Source organism: Rugosimonospora acidiphila, from assembly GCF_039543385.1.
Taxonomy (GTDB): domain Bacteria; phylum Actinomycetota; class Actinomycetes; order Mycobacteriales; family Micromonosporaceae; genus Rugosimonospora; species Rugosimonospora acidiphila.
On sequence record NZ_BAABJQ010000040.1, the window covers coordinates 38,499 to 59,142 of the forward strand.

A 20,644-nucleotide genomic window follows, 5' to 3' on the forward strand; every position below is an offset into this window, starting at 1 on the left:
ATCGCGGATGCCAACGGCGGGGACGACGGGTCGCATCGACGAAGGACGGGCGGGAATGGCTGAATACGACTTCCAGCAACTCGGGGTACGGGTGGCCGATCAGGTGGCTGTCGTCGAACTGCTCTGGCCGGACGGCAGGTCCCCGGACAAGCAGGTCGGGCATCACGAACTGGCCACCTGCCTGACCCGGATGCGCGGCGACGACGACATCCGCGTGTTGGTGCTCAAGGGCGCGGTCGACGGCACCTTCTACGCGCCGTTCACCGGCGGTGAGCACAGCGCCGAGCCGTCCCGGTTCAAGAAGGGCGTGATGAGCGACCCGGAACACCTCTACCGGGCGCTGCAGGAGACGCAGCAGATCATGGACGCGATCACGCGGATGGAGAAGCCGGTCATCGCGATGGTCAACGGCAACGCCCTGGGGCTCGGCGCGTCCCTCGCGATGGCCTGCGACTTCATCGTGGCCGACGAGGAAGCCTTCATCACCGACATCCATCTCGCCAACCACCACTTCGTACCGGGGGCGGCGACGTCGACCGGGATCGTCCCCGGGGACGGCGGGGTCGTGTTCTGGCCGGCCCAGCTCGGGCTGGTCAAGGCGAAGGAGTTCCTGATGACCGGCCGGCCGGTGACCGCCCGGACGCTGGCCGACCTGAACGCCATCACCAAGGCCGTGCCGGCGTCCGAGCTTCAGGCCGCTGTGGACGGCTACGTCCGGGAGCTGCTCGCCCGTCCGGCCTGGGCGCTGGGCTGGACGAAGCTGACCATCAACAAGCGCCTGCGCGCCGATCTCGAGCTGACCCTGGACGCGTCGGCGGCGCTGGAGGCGTTGAGCATGCGGGTCAGGGACGACTACCCGGGACCCAGGGGAAAGCAGACCCTGTAACCCGACCGGTCTGGGTCGGCGACTGGTCTGGGTCGGCGACTGGTCTGGGTCGGGGCGCGGCGCTGGACGCGCCGAGCCGGACTGGTCGGAAGTGTGGCGCTGGACGCGCCGCGCCGGACTGGTCGGAAGTGCGGCGCTGGACGCGCCGAGCCAGATCGGTCGGAAGTGCGGCGCTGGACGCGCCGAGCCGGACCGGCGGGGCCGCCTCGCGGCCCGGCGGGCGCCGCCAGGAGTGTGGAGGGGATGTCCAGATGACGGAGCTGGCAATCGTGGGCATGGGCCTGTTGACCGGAGCGCAGACCGGCCGGAGCATGCGGTCGATCCTGGCCGAGGCCTCGCGGGTGGCCATCGAGGACGCGGGGGTGGCGCGCGATGAGGTCACCGCCGCCGTCGAGGTGCGCTCCGCCGCCGGGCGCGGAGGCCGGGTCGGCTCGTCCGACGCGTTCTGTCGGCTGCTCGGCCTGCCCGTCGACTTCTACCAACCGATCGGCCGGGGCGGCACCGGCGGCGCGTTCGCGCTCGCCATCGCCTCGGCGCTGATCGACCGGGGCATCGCGAACTACGTGGTGATCGCGGGAGGCTCGCTGGACTACTCGGAGTCCCGGCAGGCGAAGGCGGCGACCGGCGCGAAGGGCACCGTGCGGATAGAGCCGGAGGGGTACTGGGGGCGGCCGTTCGGCGACCTGCGCGCGGTCAGCCACCACAGCCTGTTCGCCTCCCGGCACATGCACGAGTTCGGCACCACCTCGCGCCACCTCGGCCTGATCGCCACCCAGCTGCGCGAGTGGGCGCAGCTCAACCCCCAGGCGCGCTACTACGGCCGCCCGCTGACCCTTGAGCAGTACGAGGCCGAGGACTACCTCGTCTACCCGTACCGGCGCGACGACGTGTGCGTGATGACGGATGGCGCGGTGGCCATGGTGGTGACCGGTGCCGACCGGGCTCGCGACGCGCAGCACCCGGTCTGGGTACGCGGGCTCGGGTTCGGTGAGGCCATGGCGCAGCTGTGGTGGGACAAGGGCAACTACACCTCGCTGGCCGTACGCAACGCCAAGGAACAGGCATTCGGGCAGGCCGGCATCACGCTGTCCGACATCGACTGCGCGCAGTTCTACGACTGCTTCACCGGTGAGGTGTTGCTGCAACTGGAGGACTACGGCTGGGCAGGCAAGGGCGAGGGCGGCGCGTTCCTGGAGTCCACCCGGATCGGGCCGGGCGGCACCGTCGCGGTGAACACCAGCGGCGGGCTGATGTCGGCGTACCACTTCGGCGACCTGACTGGGTTCTCCGAGGCACTGCTGCAGCTGCGCGGTCGGGCGGGCGCGCGCCAACTGCCCGACTGCCGGACGGCGCTGGTGACCGGGCACGGCGGCGAGGTGCTGAACCCGGGCATGTGCTCGGCGCACAGCACAGTGGTTCTCGGTACGGACTGACGGCACCGGCCGCGATGACGGAAAGGGGTCAGCGTGACAACTCCATTGCCGAACATCGACAATGACAATCGGGCGTTCTGGGACGGTGTGAACGAGGGCAGGTTCCTGCTCGCCAGGTGTGGCGTGTGCGGTGCCTGGTACTGGCCGATCTCGTACTGCCGGCAGCCGCACCCGGCCGCGCCGTTCATGGCGGACCTGGCGTGGACCGAGGGGTCGGGCAGGGGAACGGTCTTCGCGTTCAACGTGCACCACGTCGCCCTGGAGGGCTGGCTGGCCGACCGGCTGCCGTACGTGGTCGCCATCATCGAGCTCGCGGAGGGCCCGATGTTCGGCACCAACGTGGTCGACTGCCCGCCCTCGGAGGTGCGTGTCGGGATGCCGGTGGACATCGTCATCCGCGAGGTGGACGGGGTGAAGCTGCCGCTGGCCGTGCCGGCCGCGGTCCGCCGGTGAGCGACCGACCGGCCGGCGGCGCGGTGCTGCGGCGGTTCGTCGAGGCTCGGCACGTGGCGGTCTTCGGCGCGAACGAGCGCCGCCACCACACTCGGATGGTGGTCGAGGGGGCACGCGCCGCCGGCTTCCCGATGGACGCGGTGCATCTCATCAACCCCCGGTACGACACCGTGCTCGGGCTGCCCTGCCACCCGGACGCCGACGGCCTGGACCTGCGCGACGGGGTGGCCGTCATCGTGTCGGCGGCGGACTCGGTGGTGGCGGCGCTCGTCGCGGGCGCCGCGGCCGGCTGCCGGGCCGCCGTCGTGCTCGCCGAGGGCTTCGCCGGCCGCGGCGAGCACGGCGAGGTGCTCGAGCGGCAACTGCGGGAGACCGCCCGGCGGCTGGACGTGGCTCTGCTCGGACCCAACACCCTCGGCCTGACCGCGCCCGGCTTCGGCTTCTCGGCGTGGACCGGCGACGGGATCCGGCAGCCGCTGCGGGTCGGCCCGGTCACGCTCGCGTTCCAGTCCAGCGGCATGCTCAACGTGGTGCTGTCGGTCGTCGCGCACTGGCGGCTGGGCACCCGGCTGGCGCTGTCGGTCGGCAACGAGGGCGGCGTGGAGCTGGTCGAGGCGCTCGAATTCGCCTGCCAGGACGAGGGCACCCGGGTCGTCGGCGTGTACTGCGAGGCGATCCACGACCCGCGCCGCACCGCGCGGGCGCTGGCCGCCCTCGCCGCGGCCGGCAAGCCGGTCGTCATGCTCAGCTCCGGGCGCTCGGATCGCTCGCGACGCAACGCGCTGGCCCATGCCGGGCGGCTGGCCTCGGGTGGGCGCAGCTGGGAGGCGCTGTGCCGCAAGGTCGGCGTCATCCTGGTCGGCGACCTCGACGAGTTCCTGGAGACGCTGTTCGTCGCGGAGTACGGCGGGGGCTACCGCGACGGCGGGGTCGGACTGGTCACCGTCTCCGGTGGCGACGTCGGGCTGCTGTCCGACCTCGGCGCCGAGGTGGGGTTGGATCTGCCGGTACCGGACGAGAAGCTGCGCGGCGCGATCGCCGAGGAACTCGGGGCGCCCGACACGATCGGCAACCCGTTGGACTGTGGCGGGTTTACCCGCGAGACCATCCTGCGCAGCACCGAACTGCTCTGCGGCGATGCCGCGATAGGCGTGGTCGCGTTCCGTTGCATGCAGCCGCCCGCCCCGACCGAGGCGGCGACCGACCTCTACACCCGGCTGGTCGAGATCGTGCGCGGCCACGGCAAGCTGCCCATCCTGCTGAGCCGGACCATCGAGCCGCTCGACGCGAGCTGGTTCGAGCTGGCCGCCCGGCTGGAGGTGCCGCTGCTGATGTCGTACCGCCCGGCGCTGCTGGCGATGCGTAACCTGCTCGCCTGGTCGGCCGCCCGGCGCCGGATCGAGGCCGAACCGCCCGAACTCGACGCGCTGCCCACCGCCGTCGCGGCTCCCCCGGAGGGCAGGCTGCTCGACCCGGCCGCCGCCTGGCCCGTCGTCGCCGGCCTCGGGCTGCGGCACGTGGCCGGCGAGGTGTGCGCGGGGCCGGACGAGGCGGTGGTCGCGGCGCAACGGATGGGCTATCCGGTGGCGGTCAAGGCCGTGGCGTCCGGGCTGGCGCACAAGAGCCGGGCCGGCGGGGTGGTGCTGGACGCGCGGACCGGCGCCGCGGTGCGCGACGCGTGCCGTGACATCACCCGGTCCATGACGGCGGCCGGCCTGAGCCTGCAGGGCTTCGAGGTGCAGCGGATGCTTCCCGCCGGGCCGCAACTGGTGCTGGGCATGAGCGTCGACGCGGTCTGCGGACCCGTGGTTCTGGCGGGCCGGGGCGGCGTCGACGTCGAGTACGGGGCGCCACCGATGCTCCTGGTACCGCCGATCGGCCCGGACGAGGCCCGGGAGGCCACCCTGCGACTGGTCCGCGCCGGCCTGCTGGCCGGGGTGCCCGAGGCCGATGAGCCCGGTTACCGGGACGCCCTGACGGAGCTGCTGACCCGGTTCTGCCGGCGGGTGCTGGACGTGCCGGCCGGGGTCACCCAGGTCGACATCAACCCCCTGATTCTCGACGGGGGTACCGCCACCGCCGTCGACGCGGTGGTGGTCCGCACGCCATGAGCATCCAGACCGATGAGCCGCGTACCGACGAGCCGTGTACCGAGCAGCCGCGCACCGAGGAGCAAGGAGGCAGGGTGTGGATCGCCTGACGCTGTCCGACCCGCTCGCGGACGTACGGGTCCTCCAGATCGGCCGCAGGCTGGCCGGCCGTACCCTCACCCGCCTGCTGACCGACCAGGGCGCCCGCGCGCGCGTGGTCGACCTGGACGCCCCGGACGTTCGTGCCACGGCGCTCGCCGCGGGGGCCGGGTGCCGGGTGGTCATCGACGCGGCCGCACCCGGTCGCGCGGCCGCCGCGGGGTTGGGCTTCGACGACCTGCGCGCCGTCCGGCCCGATCTCATCCATTGCGCGCTACCGGTCTACCCGCCCGGCACCGCTCCCGAGCCCGCCGGCGTGGACGACGACGTGGCGGTCGCGGCCGAGCTGGGCCTCAACGACGGGGCGGGCGGGCGGCCACGTGACGAACAGCTTCCGGTGGGCAGCTCGTTCGGCGCGTTCATGGCCGCCGGATACATCGTCGCGGCCCTGCTCGGCGGCGGGGACGAACCGGCCGGGCAGCGGATAGTGGTCCCGCTGGCCGCGGCGGCACTGACCACGGTGGCCCGGCGCCTGATCCGGGCCGAGGACGCCGGCCTGGTCGACCCGATCGCCGGCCCGAGGTTGCCCATCGCCGGCCGGTACGAGTGCGCGGACGGGCGCTTCATCCAGAGCGGTGGCGCCTACCGCCGGTTCGTGGAGACCCTCATCGACGTGATCGACCGTCCACAGTGGCGTCAGCCGGCGGTCGAGGCACTGTACGGGCTGCCCAGCCCGGCGGCCGAGGCGATGTGGCGCGAGCGCCTGGAGGCGGTGTTCCGGGAGCGCTCGGCCGAGGAGTGGGAGCGGGACATCAACGCCGCGGGCGGATCGTGCACCCAGTGCCGGACCCGCGCCGAGTGGCTGGCCGAGCCGCACGCGCGCGCCGCCGCGATAGTGGTGTCCGACGGTGGGCGGCCGCGGGCCGGGCGGGCCGTGCGGGTCTTCGAGACGCCGCCGGGCACCCCGCCGCCGGGCGCCCCACGGTCGGCGCGGGCCGCCGGGGATCCCGCTCCGGCCGGCGCCGGTGGCGCTCCGTTGGCCGGGCTGGTGGTCGTCGACCTGAGCATCGTGCTGGCCGGCCCGACCTGCGGACGTACCCTCGCCGACCTCGGCGCCGACGTCATCAAGGTGGACGACCCGCGGCGCCCGGTCAGCCCGTACGGGTGGCTCGAGGTCAACCGGGGCAAGCGAAGCATCCTGCTCGACCTGCGCCGCGAGGAGGGCAGGGAGGTGCTGTGGCGGATGCTGGCCCGCGCCGACGTGCTCATCGAGAACTACCGGCACGGCAAGCTCGACCGGCTGGGGTTCGGCTTCGAGGAGGTGGCCCGGGTCCGGCCCGGCATCGTCTACGCCTCGCTCAACGCGTTCGACGTCGGCGGCCCCTGGGCGTCCCGGCCCGGCTGGGAGCACAACGCGCAGGCGGCCACCGGCATGCAACTGGCCCTGCCCGGCTGGGGCCCCGGCACGCCGCCGGGCCAGGTGACGTACCCGCTCAACGACTTCGGCACCGGGCTGCTCGGCGCGTACGGCATCCTGCTGGCGCTGCGCCGCCGGGAGGCCACCGGCGCCGCGCAGTTCGTCGGGGCCAGCCTGGCGCGTACCGCCACGGTCATCCAGAGCCCGCTGTTCGAGGGCGGTGCGGACCGGGGCGCGGACGGGCCGCACTGGCTGCCCTGTCCGGACGGGTTCGTCGGCGTGCTGATCGCGCCGGCCACCGGGCCGGGCGTCGGGTCCGTGAACGGCGCGGCCGGCGGGCCGGGCGCCGAGAGCCTCCGGCGGGCCCGGGACATCGCCGTGCTGGCGCGGGACCGCGAGGACGCGGCGGCCCGGCTGCGCGAGGCCGGATTCGGCTGCGTGGTGCTGCGCGGCTCGGCCGAACTGCCGTCCCGGCCCTGGGTGGCCGAGGGCGGGCTGGCCGTCGAGTGGGAGCATCCCCGCTGGGGCGGGCTGCGCCAGTCCCGCCCGCGCGGCTGGGCGTCCGGGTTCGCGCCGTCGCCCGGGTACCCGGCGCCCGACCCCGGCCGGGACACCTCGGCGCTGCTGTCCGAGCACGGGTACGACGAGCGCGAGGTCCGCCATCTCGTCGGGTCCGGAACGGTGGCATCGAGGCCACTGTTCGAGATGTGGTCGGACGCGTGAGGCGGCGGGCCGGACGGTGCGAGGGTTTCGGATCGCGCGATCGCCGCCGCGGGCGGTGCCATCGGATCCCGGGACCCGGCAACGACTCCTAAGGTGGGCAGGCGCATGCCTCTGTTCATGGACACCTCACCGCTGCGCGACAGTGCGCAATTCCGCCGCCTCTGGCTCGGGTACGCCGTCAACCAGTTGGGCTCGCAGCTCACGGTCGTCGCCGTCGCGTACCAGATCTATCAGCTCACCGGCTCCAGCCTCGACGTTGGCCTGATCAGTCTCGCCCAGATCGTGCCGGCGATCGTCGGACCCATCATCGGCGGCTCGATCGCGGACGCGATGGACCGCAGGACCGTGCTGTTCTACACGAATGTCGGCGGCGCGCTGTGCACGCTCGCGCTCGCCGTCAACGCGAGCCTGTCGCACCCGGCGATCTGGCCGCTCTACGTGCTCGCGGCGGTCGCGGCGGGCTTCTCCGGCGCGGACAACCCGACCCGCACGGCGATGATGATTTCGTTGGTCGACCGTGGCTCGATCGTCGCCGCCAACGCCCTGCGCACTCTGCTGCAACAGATCGCCTACGTGATCGGGCCGGCCGTCGCCGGCCTGCTGCTGGCCGACTTCGGCATCCGGGTGGTGTTCTGGGCCGACGCGGCCACGTTTGCGGTGGCCCTGGTCGCCGTGGCCAGCCTCGCGCCGCAGCCGCCGCACGGCGGCGGCACCCGCTTCGGCGTGCAGTCGGTCCTCGAGGGTTTCCGCTTCCTGCGCGGGCGGCAGGCCATTCAGGGGTGCTTTGTCGCGGACCTGAACGCGACGATCCTGGGCATGCCCAGCTCCCTGTTCCCCGCGCTCGGGGTGCATTTCTTCCACGGCGGGGCGCAGGCCGTCGGTTACCTGTACGCCGCGCCGGGGGCCGGTGCCTTCCTGGGCGCTCTGTTCAGCGGCTGGATTCCGCGGGTGCGCCGGCAGGGTCGGGCGGTGGTGCTGGCCATCGCGCTGTGGGGCGTGGCCATCGTGGCGTTCGGCTTCGTGCGCGTGCTGTGGCTGGCCCTGATCCTGCTGGCGATAGCCGGCGGCGCGGACGTGGTGTCTGCCGTCGCCCGCAGCTCCATCCTCCAGCAGGAGGTCACCGACGGGCTGCGCGGGCGGCTCGCGTCCATCCAGACCGCCGTGGTGCAGGTCGGGCCGCGGCTGGGCAACGGCGAGGCCGGGTTGGCGGCCTCGCTCGGCACGCAGTTCTCCGTCGTGTCGGGCGGGATCGGATGCGTTGTCGGGATAGCCATCATCGCCGTGCTGATGCCGCGCTTCGCCAGATACGAGAAGCCGGTCATCCCCGACCCGGTCGTGGCCGGCGTCCCGTGACCGGGCCGGGGCACACCGATTGCCGGGCGCGAAGCTGTTGTTCAGGCCGGGTGCGGTGGATTACAGTGGCATCCAACATAGGCTATATAATGCAGGGTACAGAGATCGCGCAGGCCCCAGTGCGGGACGGCGCGAGGCGGGCGGGTTTCCGCCGCACCCACCTGGCTATGTCTCGATGAGATCGGCGGATCCGTTCGGCGCTGGCGACGACCGCGAGATCTGTCCCCGTGAGCCGAGGCCGGGCGTACCGCTGGCCAGGACACCGCTTTGTCGACGTCGGACCGCCGGTGACGAAAGGACAGGGCAAGGCAGATGACGCATCCCTCGCGGCCCGGTAGACCCGGAGCCAGCCCACTACGAAGGCTCACCCCACGAACGCTGTCCCTCCTGGCGGCGGGCGCAGCCCTGACGCTGGCCGCGACGGCGTGCTCGTCGTCGGGCGACGGGTCCGGCGGCGCCTCGCTGCAGACGATCACCGTGGGCGTCTCGGGCGCCACGGGCAACACCGCGCCCATCTTCGTCGGCGTGGACGGCGGCACGTTCAAGAAGTACGGGCTGAACGTGGAGGTGAAGGTCCTGACGCCCACCGCCTCCTCGGCCGCGGTCGGCAGCGGAACGGTCGACATCGGCGGCGACGGCCCGAACATGGTCGCCTCGGTGCTGGCCTCCAAGTCGGGCGCCAAGGTTATCTTCACCAACGGCATCACCGCGTTCTACCTGGCCACGCAGCCCTCCATCACGTCCATCGCGCAGCTGAAGGGCAAGACGCTCGCGACCACGACACCCGGTGGTGGCGCGGACAGCGCCGTGCGGGCCGCCCTGATAGCGAACCATCTGACCCCCGGCAAGGACGTGAAAATCGTCTACCTGAGCCAGAACAGCGCGGCGCTGGCGTCTCTGGGGACCGGCAAGGTGCAGGCCGCCGTGGTCTCACCTCCGACGACCATCCAGGCGGTCAACCAGTTCCACCTCAAGACGATGGACATCGGGGACTACGTGCTGCCGTCGGTGTACGCGGTCAGCGGCGGCTTCGCCGCCAAGCACCCCGACCTGGTGACCAAGTTCATCCAGGGGTACATGGCCGCCACCCAACTCGCGAAGACCGACAAGGCCGCCTCGGAGGCCGCGTTCAAGAAGTACCTCGGCATCAAGGACCAGGCGCAGCTGGACGGCACCTGGGAGCAGTACCGGGACCGATGGGCGGCCTCGCCGTTTCCCACCGAGTACCTCAAGGAGTTGCTGGCGAGCCTGTCGCCGCCGAGCACCGCCGACCCGGCGACGCTGATGAACAACTCCTACGTCAACAAGATCGAGCAGTCTCAGTGGGTGGTGCCCTCGGGCTTCCCCACCAGCTGATCGGGCACCTGAGAGCGGGCAATGCCCGCACCGAGGGGCCTTACCGAGTTGTCGCAACCACAGAGAGGACCCGATGTGAGCGTCGCGACCGTGGACGAGAACCTCCTGGAGAACGGGTACGGCTGGCGGGCCCGGATCGGCTTTCTGAGCCCGGGCATCGTCGATGAGTCACTGAGCCGGCAGTTCTACCGGATGGCGCCCCCCGGGGTGACGATGGTGCGGACCAGCCTCAGCGTCACCCAGATCACGACGGACGAGATGTGGAGCGCGATCGACCGGGCCGAGGGGGCGGCCCGCGAACTGGCCAAGGAGAAGCCGAACTGCATCCTCGTCGGCGGCTCGCCGACGGTGGTGGTGGGTGGCTTCGGCTCCGACAAGGAGCTGGCCGCCAAGGTCGAGGCGGCCAGCGGGATCCAGACCTCGACGGCGCAGACCGCCGCGGTCGAGGCGCTGCGCGAACTGGGCGTCTCCTCGGTGGCCCTCGCCACGCCGTTCCCCGACCCGTTCAACGACCAGCTGGTCGACTTCCTGCGCAAGTCCGGGTTCTCGGTGCCGAGCATGTGCCATCTGGAGCTGGACTACCGGCGGCTGACGGCCGCCCCGCTGCGCATGGGGTACGAGCTGGCCAAGAAGACCTACCAGCAGGCCGGTGGAGTCGACGCCATCTACTTCCCGGGCGCGCCCTTCCCGGTGGTGGACCTGATCGAGCCCCTGGAGCAGGAGCTCGGCACCACCGTCATCTCCAGCATGCAGTGCACGCTGTGGAAGGGCATGCGGATGTCCGGCGTGCGGGACGTCCGCGTCGAGGGATTCGGCAAGCTGCTGCGCCGCTGACCGGCGGGTGACCGGGGTGGGCATGCGATGCATGTCCACCCCGAAAGCCTGTTGCCCCACCGATAGTTCGACCCGAATTTCCGTGCGAAGCGATCGGATGCGCGCTCATTCGAAAACGGATCGGAGCCGCGCTCGCGATTCGGCCACGTGCTCGTACATCAGTCGCGCGGCCCGATCCGCGTGCTTGTCCGCGACGGCCGACACAATAGCGAGATGATCCTGGCGCGCGGACCTGGACTGCGCCCGGTCCTTCACCATGATCATGCGATAGCGGTCGCTCATGTCCCACAGCGAATCGAGGATGTTGATGAGAATGGGATTGCCGCACGCCGCGTAAATCGAGCGGTGCAGGTGCCTATTCCAGTTCAGATGCGCGACCGGATCCGGGTTGCGCGGATGGTCGGTGGCCATGGTGCGCAGCCGTTCGCCATCGTCGGCCGTGATCTGGTTGGCCGCCGCCGCGACCGCCGCCGGGTCGAGCAGCAGCCGCAACTCGTACACGTTCACCATGGCGTCGTACGACAGCGGGGAGACGGTGGCGACCCGATGTGCCCTGATCAGCACGAGGCCCTCGGACTCCAGCCGGCGCAGCGCCTCCCGGACCGGGGTCGTCGACAGGCCGAGGTCGGCGGCGAGTCCCTCCTGATCCAGGTCCGCGTCGGGTGCCAGCTCGCCGCTCAGGATCTGCTGCCGAATTCGGCTGTAGGCCAGGTCGGCCTTGGTCATCGCCGCGAAGGAGTTGACCTGGAACCCGTACCCCGAAAACTGGCTCGAACTGATGGTCACAGCGCGCCGCCCCCTGCCGAGTCCGGGTAGTTCGCCGACGAACCTACCCATGGAGCCTATACACTATCGAGGCTTTGAATATACGCCGTGGAGCGCGGAAAAAGAGCGGCCGTGCGGCTGCGGAGAATTGACACTTTCGCGGGCGGGGAATGGCCAGATCGAAATCGCCCGACCAGTCGTGCCGAAAGCCTCGAACCCCGCCATCCGTGCGCATGCCCAACGCCGCGGGCCGGTACTGTCGGCGCATGCGAATCCTGGTGACCGTCAACGACGCGTACGGACACGTGCTGCCGCTGGTGCCCACCCTGCGGCGGATGCGCGACCGTCGGCACGAGGTGGTTCTCGCGTCGCCCGGCGACCGGATCGCGTCCCTCGGCCTCGACGGCATCCGGCTGTGGCGCTACCCCTGGGCGCCACCGGACAACCCGCCCGCACCGCCGACGGATCCCGATCCCGCGCACCGGCTCGCCTGGGCGACCACCCTGTCCTTCCCGCACGACGCGCGCGGCTGGGTCGAGGCGCTGCTCGCCGACGCGCGGCGGTTCCGGCCGGACCTCATCGTGTCCGAACCGGTGGAGCACGCCGGCCGGGTCGTCGCCGCCGCGTTGGGTGTGCCGCTGGTCGAGCACGGCTGGGGCTTCACGCTGCCGGCCGGCACCGACTCGGCCGGGGCGGCCGGCCTCGGCGACGTCTACGCCGCGGCCGGTACCGCGCCCCGCGAACCCGATCTGCGCGTGGACCTCGGTCCGGCCGCCGTGCAGGCGCCCGACGCGCAGCCGCACGTCGCCCGGTACCGGCACGTCCCGTGGTCGATCCCCACGGCCGCCCTGCCGCCGCCCGGCAAGCTCCCTCGGGTCCTGCTGACCCTCGGGACCTACCCGCATCCCGGAGCGGACCAACGGCTGCGGGCCGCGGCCCGGGCGGCGTCCACGCTGGGAGTGGAGCTGGTCGTGGCGCTGGGCAACGCCGACCGGGGCTCGGCGGGGACCGGCTGGCCGGCCGGGGTGCGGGTGACCGACTGGATCGACCTGCCGGCGGAGAGCGCGCGCTGCACCCTGGTGATTCATCATGCGGGCGCGGGCAGCTGCTGGGCGGCACTGGCCGCGGGCGTACCGGCGGTCTGCCTTCCGCAGGCGGCCGACCAGTTCCGCAACGCCGCCCTCGTCGCCCGCGCGGGGGCCGGTGTGGTGGTGGAGCCGGCGGTGGGCGAGGTGGCGGACCTGCGGGCCAGCTTCGCCGCCGCGCTCGGCGAAGACTTGTCCGGGTCGTCGCGCGGCGCCGGGCCGGACGGGTCGAGATCGAGCCTCGCCGACGGAGCCGCGCGCGTCCGCGACGACAATGCCGCCCTGGAGGGCACCGACGCGCTGGTGGACCGCATCGAGGCCGTCGGGTCGGCGGGCTGACCCCCGCCCCGCCCGGGTACGGCATGGTCGTTCCGTCGCTTGACGGCCTTTCCCGCCGCTCATAGCCTGTGGGCAACAACGACCTCCACCGTCAGGACCGATCGCATGCTGTCTTCCTCGGACACCGTCGGGCGGCTGACGCGGGCCGTCGGTGCCGGCCTGGTCATCGACGACCCGGACATCCTGCCGTCCTACGCCCGCGACGAGGCGCAGTGGGCGCCGCACGGCACCCCGCTGGCGGTGGTGCGCCCGCGCACCACGGACGAGGTGCGGGCCGTGGTGCGGGTGTGCGGCGAGCTCGGTGTGCCGGTGGTGGCGCGCGGGGCCGGCACTGGGTTGTCAGGCGGCGCGAACGCGGTCGACGGCTGCGTGGTGGTGTCGCTGGCCGGCATGGCGTCGATCCTGCGGATCGACCCGGACGACAAGATCGCCGTCGTTCAGCCCGGGGTGGTCAACGACGACCTCAGGGCCGCCGCGGCGAAGCTGGGGCTGTGGTATCCGCCCGATCCGGCAAGCGCGCCGTGGTCGACGATCGGCGGCAATGTCGCCACCAACGCGGGCGGGATCTGCTGCGTGAAGTACGGAGTCACCCGCGACTACGTGCTGGGCGTCGAGGTGGTGCTGGCGGACGGCCAGGCGGTGCGGCTGGGCCGGCGCACGGCGAAGGGCGTCGCCGGGTACGACCTGTGCGGCCTGTTCGTGGGCTCCGAGGGGACGCTGGGCATCATCACCGAGGTCACCGTGCGGCTGCGGTCCGCGCGCCCGGCCGAGCAGACCATCGTCGGATACTTCGACTCCCTGGCGGCGGCGGGGCGCGCGGTCAGCCTGATCGGCGCGTCCGACGTGGTGCCCTCGGCGCTGGAGCTGATGGACCGGCACAGCCTCCGGGCGGTGGACGACTGGAAGCATCTGGGCCTGACCGACGGGGCGAACGTGCTTCTGCTCGGCCGCACCGACGCGCCGGGGGAGGCCGGCGACGCCGAGGCCGAGCGGATCCTCGACTGCTTCCGCCGGGCCGGAGCCACCGACAGCGGCCGGTCGAGCGACGAGGCCGAGGCGGACGCCCTGTTCGCGGCGCGCCGCCTGGTCTACCCCGCGCTGGAACGGCTCGGCCCGGTGCTCACCGAGGACGTCTGCGTGCCACGCTCGCGGGTGCCGGAGATGCTCGAACGGATCGAGGCCGCGGCGCTGGCACACGACACGACCATCGCGAACGTGGCACACGCCGGTGACGGCAACCTGCATCCGGCGATCCTCACCCGGGCCGGCGACGAGGGCTCGCGCCTACGCGCCCAGCGGGTCTTCGACATCATCCTCGACGACGCCATCGCGCTGGGTGGCACGGTCACCGGCGAGCACGGGGTGGGGCTGCTCAAGATGCGCGGGCTGCGCGACGAGGTCGGGCCGGCAGTGCTCGACCTGCACCGCTCGGTCAAGGCGGCGCTGGATCCGCACGGCATCTTCAACCCCGGCAAGGTGATCAGCCTGGAGCCGGCCGCGCGTCCGTGACGGGCGGCGCGTCCGTGACGGGCGGCGCGGGCGAGGCGCCGCCCGCCAACGGATCGCGGGGAGGTCGGCGGGGCGGAAGGTCGTGGATCAGTGGGGCGGCGTCCTGAGGGGGCGGCGGCTCAGAAGGATTTGGGGCGCACCAGGCGGATGCCGCCCTCGACCGGGATGTCGACGCCGGTGACGTAGCCGACCAGCGAGGAGCTGAGGAACAGGATCGCGCCGACGTAGTCACCGAGCCGGCCACGGCGGCCCAGCGGGATGGCGTCGGTGGATCCACCCACCCGTTCCTGCGGCGCGCCGGCCTGCTCGTCCACCGCACGCAGCTTGGTGGGCGTCTGGCCCGGGCTGACTGAGTTGACGGTGATGCCGTCGGCGGCCAACTCCACGGCGAGCTGCTCGGTGAGGCTGATGACCGCCGCCTTGGAGACGCCGTACGCGACGCCGCCGCGGGACACCCGCATGCCGGCGATCGAGGCCACGTTCACTATCCGCCCGTAGCCGGCCGCGCGCATCGCCGGCGCGACCGACTTGGCCGCCTCGTACGAACCCACCACGTTCACGTCGAAGATCTTGCTGACCTCGTCCCGGCTCACGGCGGTGATGTCGTTGTGCGGCGCGCCGACCGCCGCGCAGTTCACCAGTACCGTGGGCGGGCCGAACGCGTCGCCGACGCTGGCCACCATCCGGTCCAGGTCGCCGGGCGTGGCCAGGTCGGCGGCGGCGGGCAGCACCCGTCCCGGTGCGTCCAGGGCGCCGGCGAGCGCGGTGCTGCGTTCGAGGTCGCGGGTCACCAGGGCGACGTTCGCGCCCATGGCCGCCAGCGCCCGCACCGTCTCACCGCCGATGGCGCCGCCGGCGCCGAGCACGATCGCCACCGTCGAGGAGCCGATGCCGGGTAGCCGAAGGGTCTGCCAGTCGATGTTGTCCATCTCGGAAGTCACGAGTCTCCAACCACTGTGCGTCGGTTGCGTGGGGCTGGGCCGGTGCGCGGCCGGTGTCGCGCACCGGGCCACCGGGGGCCGCTCGATTCCTATATCCTACAGCGCTTCCCGTGGATATTGATCCCTGCAGCCTATAACATGGTGCTCGACCACGATGTCTGTGCGGGTCGAGACCCTCGCGTATCTTCCTTTCGACAGGAGTGGTGTCATGGGTGCACTTTCATTGAGCGTCGCGCTGTCGGACAACCCGATGACGGCCCCGATCCACTCCGGCCGGGTGGCCGCGGAGGGGATCGACTGGAGCGTCAGCGCGATCCACCCGTCCGAGATGTTCTGGCGCCAGCTCAAGTTCGGTGAGTTCGACATCTCCGAGATGTCGCTGTCCTCGATGACGATCGCCGCCTCGCAGGGCGTTCGCGACTGGGTGGCCATCCCGGTCTTCACCACGCGACGCTTCTTCCACACCGCGGTCGTGGTGCGCACGGCCGCGGGCATCGAGAGCCCGGCGGACCTGGTCGGCAAGCGCGTCGGGGTGCCGGAATACCAGCAGACCGCGGCGGTGTGGACGCGCGGCGCGCTGCTGCACGAGTTCGGGGTGGCACCGGAGCAGCTGACCTGGTTCATGGAGCGCCCGCCCGAGCTGAGCCACGGCGGAGCCACCGCGTTCGCGCCACCGACCGGGGTGCAGCTGAGCTACATCCCCGGCGACACGAACGTGGGGGAGATGCTGCGGGTCGGGCAGCTCGACGCCGCCGTGGTCTACATCGCGCACCGCAACCTGGTTGACCGTTCACGCAGCGAGGCCGGTGCCATCGGTGGGGTGCGTACCCTGTTCGCGGATCCGCGCGCGGAGGGCATCCGGTACTACGCGAAGACCGGCCTGCTGCCGGTGAACCACGTGGTGGTCGTGCGCGCCAGCCTGCTGGAAAAGCACCCGTGGGTGGCGCTGAACGTCTACTCGGCGATGCTGGAGGCCAAGCGCGTGGCCAACGAGCCGGTACTGCAGGCGTTGCAGCCGTGGGAGCAGCTGGGCCTCCTGCCGCCCGAGACCGCCGCCGACATCCGGGCCGCCGATCCGCTGCCGTACGGCATCCAGGCGCAGGGCGTCGTGCTGGAGACGCTGGCGGAGTACCTGGTCGAGCAGGGCCTGGCCAAGCGGCTTGTGGACATCAAGGACCTGTTCGCGCCGAGCACCCTGTCGCTGTAAGGCGTCCCGCGGTGGCCGCCCGCGTGGCGGGCGGCCACCGCCGTGCTCAGCCGGCCAGTTCGGCCGCGATCCGGGAGCGCCAGGGCGCTATCCGGCTGGGACGGTTGGCGCACAGCGCGCCGACGAGGCGCCCGTCGGTGCGGTAGGAGGCGACGAACTGCCGGTCGCCCGGTTCGCCCTCCTCGAACCGCACCTCCTCACCCAGGGCGCCGACGAACTGCAGCTTCCAGTCGTACTGGTCCGTCCAGAAATAGGGCAGCGCGTCGTAAGCGGCGATCTCACCGGTCTCCGCCAGCGACGCGACCAGGTTGCGGCCGGCGAGCAGGCCCTGGGACACCGCGTTGGTCCAGTGCTCCACCCGCAGCGTGCGCCGGAACAGTCGGTGGTACCAGCGGGCGACATCGCCCGCGGCGACCACCCGCCGCTCTCCGCCGATCGCGAAGCACTCGCTGTCGCAGGCGACCCCGTCGGCCAGCTCCAGGCCGCTGCCCGAAAGCCACCGGGTTTCGGGGAAGGCGCCGATCGCCACCACGATGACGTCCGCCTCGACCACCTCGTCGTGGTCCAGCAGCACGGCGTCGGCCGCCTGCTCGCCGCGCAACCCCAGCACCTCACGGTGCAGCAGCAGCCGGACACCGCGCTGCCGGTGCAGATCCGCCAGCAGCGGCGCCACCGAGGGGCCGAGGACGCGCAGCATCGGCTGGCTGAACGCGTCGATCATCGTCACCTCGAGCTCCAGCTGCCGGCAGGTGGCCGCGATCTCGCAGCCCAGTACGCCGGCCCCGATGACCGCCACCCGTACCCCGGGCACCAACGCCGCGCGCAGCGCGGCGGCGTCCTCGACGGTACGCAGCACGTGGACGTTGCGCCGGCCCTCGGTGCCGGGCAGCCGGCGCACCGTGGCGCCGGTGGCGATGACCAACCCGTCGTAGTCCAGCGCCGTGCCGTCGTCCAGGGACACCCGGCGCGCGCCGAGGTCCAGGCCGGTCGCCTCCCGGCCGAGCAGCAGGTCGACCGCCAGGCCGCCGTCGACCCGCAGCGCCTCGGCGTCGTCGCCGGTGCGCAGGACCTTCTTGGACAGCGGTGGGCGGTCGACCGGCGGGTAGTGCTTCTCGGCGCCGACGAGCGTCACGGTGCCGGCGAACTCGGCGCGCCGGATCGCCTCGGCGCAGCGCACGCCGGCCAGCGACGAGCCGACCACCACGATGTGGGCCCGGTTGGACATGAATCCCTCCACTCCGCGGCAGCCGCCGCCTACAGGTCGTGCCCGCGCAGCCAGTCGACGTACTGCCGCACGCCGGCGGTGATGTCGTACTGCGGCGCGAAGTCGAACTCCTCGCGGACGCGGCCGATGTCCATGTAGCCGTCGGCGTTCTCCCGGGCCCCGGTGTGGCGGAGCTCCTCGGGCAGGACCGCGCCCGGCACCGCGGCGGCGACCGCTGAGAACAGCTCGTCGGCGGAGATCGAGGCGCCGCCACCGACGTTGTAGACGCGGTGCGCGGTGCTTTTCGCCCGGTGGATCGCGGCGACCGCCCGCGCGCAGTCCTCCACATGGCACAGGTCCATGCCGCCGAGCAGCTGCTGTGGCGTCCAGGTGACCGACTTCCCGTCCGGCAGCGCGCCCCGGACCGCCAGGTGGGTCAGCCGCCCGACCGCATTGGCGAGGGAGTGGTAGAGCGGGCCGTAGGTCAGGCCGATGCGCGGCAACCTCAGGTCCAGCCCGGTGCGGTCGGCGTAGTGCAGCGCCAGGATCTCCTCGGCCTTCTTCATCGCCCCGGTGGCGGAGGTCGACTCGACCGGCAGGGCGCGGTCCTCGCGGAACGGGCCACCGGCCAACCCCGCGTAGACGGCCAGCGAGCTGGCCACGGTGACCCGCTCGATCCCGGCGTTGCGCGCGGACTCCAGGACGTTCATCAGGCTCTGCACGTTGACCAGGGACTCCTCGGCCGGTGGCAGGGCGCCGAGCGCCGGTACGGCGAGGTGGACGACGCTGGTGGGCCGGTACTCGGCGAGGGCGCGCGCGACCGCGTACGGGTTGCCCACCTCGAGCCGGACCGTGGCGACCTTCGCGCCGACCAGTTCCTGAAGTTCGGCGGCCGGCCGGAGGGTCCGGTTGTAGCCGAGTACCAGCTCATCCTCGCGGGCCAGCTGTCTGGCGGTATGGATGCCGATGAAGCCCATGCCGCCGGTAATCAGAATCATCGCGACTCCTTGCGAGCCAAAGCGCCAGACCGATAGATGCAGCCTATAGGCTCGACATCGACCCCGGAACACCTCGACGCAAACATCGCACGCCTCATCGGGTGCTCTCCGGCACCCGCGCTCGGGCCGGTCACCGGTCCACGGCAGGCCCGGTCGATTGGCCGAGAACCCTTGTCGCTCATGGGTTTGCGGTCGCTCACGACACCGTCGGGGATCTTGTAGGTCTTGACAGCGCAGCTAAAATCTTCTTCTATAAGCTACATCTTGCAGTCCTAACGAGGCGCTGACGCGGAGTCGAACGAGCGACCCGCGCCACGGGAAGTTACGCCAGCTCTTGGATCTGGGAGCCCCCCGAATTCAGCTGCGGGCCAGAGATCCTGTCGACGTCGTGGTGAAAGGACATGTGCATGGCGGAGCACGAAGTTGTCGAGGTTCGAGCGACCGGACGGACGCCCGAGACCGTGACCGCCGAGATCGGCGAGGTCCTGGCGAAGCGATCGGTTGAGGGCTGGGACCTACAGCATGTCCAGCCGATCATTTACAACTCGTCGACCACCGGATACCTGATCCTGTTCTTCCGGCGCGAGGTCGTCAGTGAGTGACGCACCCGCCGACCCTCAGCTCGCGCGGCTGGCCCGGCTGGACAGCTGTGCGGTGTCCGACGCGCTCGACGCGCTGGGCATCGATGGCGTGATCCCGGGCCTGGCGCCACGATGGGAGGGCGCCCGAGCGGTCGGCCGGGCCGTCACCATGCAGCTGGCGCCCGGCCCGACACCCGAGGGGCAGCCGAAGCTGCATCTCGGCGTGCGGGCCATCGCCAGCGCCCGACCGGGCAACGTGATAGTGGTGGCCAACGAGGGGCGCCTCGACATGGGTAGCTGGGGCGGCCTGCTGTCGGTGGGCGCGATCGCCCAGGGCGTGGCCGGCGTGGTGACCGACGGCGCGTGCCGCGACATCGACGAGGCCCGGCAACTCGGGTTCCCGGTGTTCGCCAGGGGCGGCGCGGCACGGACCGCCCGTGGCCGGATCCACGAGAAGTCCTGCGGTGAACCGATCGTCATCGGTTCGGTGCGGGTGTGCACCGGCGACCTGATCCTCGCCGACGGAACGAGCGTCGTGGCCATCGCGGCGGCGCGGGCGGACGAGGTATTGGCGGCGGCCGAACAGATCGCGGCCAAGGAAAGCGCGATGGTGGAGGAGATTCGGGCGGGCGCGACGCTGGCCAGCGTGCTGGGCGTCCGCTACGAAGACATGCTTGTCAAGACGGCGGGAGAGAAGCATGTTTGACGTGACGTCTGGCGCGCGGCGCGAGGTTGTCGCCGGAGTGTCGGTCGAGGAGGTCGCCGCGCTCGGCTCGGCCACCCTCCACGAGGCCGGCGGACGGATAGGCGCGCTGCCGGCGGCCATCCGGCCGATGACGCCGTCGCCGTCCTTCGCGGGGCCGGCGGTGACGGTCCTCGGGCCGCCCGCGGACAACCTGTGGCTGCACCGCGCGGTATACCGGTGCGAGCCCGGCGACGTGCTGCTGGCCAACTTCGGCGGCGCGTACGAGTGGGGGTACTGGGGCGAGGTGCTGTCGCGGGCGGCGGCCGAGCGTCGCATCGCGGCGGTCGTCATTGACGGCTGCGTGCGCGACCTCGTCCGGCTCGGCGAGGTCGGGCTGCCGGTCTTCGCGCGCGGATCGGCGATCCGCGGCACCGTGAAGCACTTCGACGGGGTGGGCGCCATCAACGGCGACCTCGTCGTCGGCGAGATAGTGGTGCGTCCGGGCGACTGGGTGGTGGGCGACGAGGACGGGGTGGTGGTCATCCCCCGTGACCTGATGGCCACCGTCGTCACGCAGGCCCAGCAGCGCGTCGAGAAGGAGGCGCGGTTCATGCAGGAACTGCGCGACGGCAAGCGCACCCTGGATCTCTACGGCTTCCCGGCCTGAGGCGGCCCCGGCGCCGGCA

The 20,644-nt window shown here is 72.1% G+C and carries 18 protein-coding genes; 14 read left to right on the plus strand and 4 right to left on the minus strand.

The features are described from left to right. Positions 1–55: 55 nt before the first annotated feature. The 8 genes from ABEA87_RS38200 to ABEA87_RS38235 all read left to right on the plus strand — a co-directional run bounded on the left by ABEA87_RS38200 (position 56) and on the right by ABEA87_RS38235 (position 10,644). Positions 56–886 carry an enoyl-CoA hydratase/isomerase family protein gene (locus tag ABEA87_RS38200; RefSeq protein ID WP_345638206.1) on the plus strand — a complete coding sequence of 277 codons (831 nt, stop codon included), beginning with the start codon at positions 56–58 and terminating at the stop codon, positions 884–886. A 251-nt stretch (positions 887–1,137) separates the two neighbouring features. Beyond that, the gene (locus ABEA87_RS38205; RefSeq protein WP_345638207.1) at positions 1,138–2,319 is read left to right on the plus strand and encodes a thiolase family protein; all 1,182 of its coding nucleotides are present in this window, start codon (positions 1,138–1,140) and stop codon (positions 2,317–2,319) included. Between the two features lie 33 nt (positions 2,320–2,352). After that, a complete protein-coding gene (locus ABEA87_RS38210) occupies positions 2,353–2,772 on the plus strand; it encodes a Zn-ribbon domain-containing OB-fold protein (RefSeq protein ID WP_345638208.1) in 420 nt (139 codons plus the stop codon). Beyond that, on the plus strand, positions 2,769–4,883 hold the full coding sequence (locus ABEA87_RS38215; protein WP_345638210.1) for an acetate--CoA ligase family protein: 2,115 nt from the start codon (positions 2,769–2,771) through the stop codon (positions 4,881–4,883). Before ABEA87_RS38210 ends, ABEA87_RS38215 begins: the two co-directional genes overlap by 4 nt. A 76-nt stretch (positions 4,884–4,959) precedes the next feature. Continuing rightward, the gene (locus ABEA87_RS38220) at positions 4,960–7,101 is read left to right on the plus strand and encodes a CoA transferase (RefSeq protein ID WP_345638211.1); all 2,142 of its coding nucleotides are present in this window, start codon (positions 4,960–4,962) and stop codon (positions 7,099–7,101) included. Positions 7,102–7,206: 105 nt separating this feature from the next. Continuing rightward, a complete protein-coding gene (locus ABEA87_RS38225) occupies positions 7,207–8,454 on the plus strand; it encodes an MFS transporter (RefSeq protein WP_345638213.1) in 1,248 nt (415 codons plus the stop codon). Between the two features lie 312 nt (positions 8,455–8,766). Then, positions 8,767–9,810 (plus strand): ABC transporter substrate-binding protein, encoded by a 1,044-nt coding sequence (locus ABEA87_RS38230; RefSeq protein WP_345638214.1) that lies wholly within the window; start codon positions 8,767–8,769, stop codon positions 9,808–9,810. A gap of 75 nt (positions 9,811–9,885) precedes the next feature. Beyond that, a complete protein-coding gene (locus ABEA87_RS38235) occupies positions 9,886–10,644 on the plus strand; it encodes a maleate cis-trans isomerase family protein (protein ID WP_345638216.1) in 759 nt (252 codons plus the stop codon). A 105-nt stretch (positions 10,645–10,749) separates the two neighbouring features. Here the strand turns inward: ABEA87_RS38235 and ABEA87_RS38240 are convergent, their stop codons facing one another. Next, positions 10,750–11,430, minus strand: coding sequence for a GntR family transcriptional regulator (locus tag ABEA87_RS38240; RefSeq protein ID WP_345638218.1), 681 nt, complete (start codon positions 11,428–11,430; stop codon positions 10,750–10,752). 245 nt (positions 11,431–11,675) lie between these two features. Between ABEA87_RS38240 and ABEA87_RS38245 the strand changes: the two genes are divergently transcribed. Further along, positions 11,676–12,833 carry a glycosyltransferase gene (locus tag ABEA87_RS38245; RefSeq protein ID WP_345638219.1) on the plus strand — a complete coding sequence of 386 codons (1,158 nt, stop codon included), beginning with the start codon at positions 11,676–11,678 and terminating at the stop codon, positions 12,831–12,833. 105 nt (positions 12,834–12,938) lie between these two features. Next, positions 12,939–14,342: an FAD-binding oxidoreductase gene (locus ABEA87_RS38250; protein ID WP_345638220.1), complete on the plus strand. Its 1,404-nt coding sequence runs from the start codon at positions 12,939–12,941 to the stop codon at positions 14,340–14,342. Between the two features lie 119 nt (positions 14,343–14,461). On the opposite strand, the gene ABEA87_RS38255 is transcribed toward ABEA87_RS38250, so the two are convergent. Beyond that, positions 14,462–15,283 carry an SDR family NAD(P)-dependent oxidoreductase gene (locus ABEA87_RS38255; RefSeq protein WP_345638221.1) on the minus strand — a complete coding sequence of 274 codons (822 nt, stop codon included), beginning with the start codon at positions 15,281–15,283 and terminating at the stop codon, positions 14,462–14,464. Positions 15,284–15,491: 208 nt separating this feature from the next. On the opposite strand from ABEA87_RS38255, the gene ABEA87_RS38260 reads away from it, so the two are divergent. Continuing rightward, positions 15,492–16,490 (plus strand): PhnD/SsuA/transferrin family substrate-binding protein, encoded by a 999-nt coding sequence (locus ABEA87_RS38260; RefSeq protein WP_345638222.1) that lies wholly within the window; start codon positions 15,492–15,494, stop codon positions 16,488–16,490. 46 nt (positions 16,491–16,536) lie between these two features. Here the strand turns inward: ABEA87_RS38260 and ABEA87_RS38265 are convergent, their stop codons facing one another. Both ABEA87_RS38265 and ABEA87_RS38270 read right to left on the minus strand, forming a co-directional pair. Beyond that, the gene (locus tag ABEA87_RS38265) at positions 16,537–17,715 is read right to left on the minus strand and encodes an NAD(P)/FAD-dependent oxidoreductase (protein ID WP_345638224.1); all 1,179 of its coding nucleotides are present in this window, start codon (positions 17,713–17,715) and stop codon (positions 16,537–16,539) included. 29 nt (positions 17,716–17,744) lie between these two features. Then, the gene (locus ABEA87_RS38270) at positions 17,745–18,692 is read right to left on the minus strand and encodes an NAD-dependent epimerase/dehydratase family protein (RefSeq protein WP_345638225.1); all 948 of its coding nucleotides are present in this window, start codon (positions 18,690–18,692) and stop codon (positions 17,745–17,747) included. Between the two features lie 407 nt (positions 18,693–19,099). Between ABEA87_RS38270 and ABEA87_RS38275 the strand changes: the two genes are divergently transcribed. The 3 genes from ABEA87_RS38275 to ABEA87_RS38285 are packed head-to-tail and all read left to right on the plus strand — an operon-like array spanning position 19,100 to position 20,625. Next, entirely contained in the window at positions 19,100–19,294 is a 195-nt protein-coding gene (locus tag ABEA87_RS38275) for a hypothetical protein (RefSeq protein WP_345638226.1), read from the plus strand. Next, a complete protein-coding gene (locus ABEA87_RS38280; RefSeq protein WP_345638227.1) occupies positions 19,287–19,979 on the plus strand; it encodes an RraA family protein in 693 nt (230 codons plus the stop codon). The genes ABEA87_RS38275 and ABEA87_RS38280 overlap by 8 nt, the downstream gene beginning before the upstream one ends. Before the next feature lies 1 nt (position 19,980). Further along, the gene (locus ABEA87_RS38285; RefSeq protein ID WP_345638230.1) at positions 19,981–20,625 is read left to right on the plus strand and encodes an RraA family protein; all 645 of its coding nucleotides are present in this window, start codon (positions 19,981–19,983) and stop codon (positions 20,623–20,625) included. Positions 20,626–20,644 lie beyond the last annotated feature (19 nt).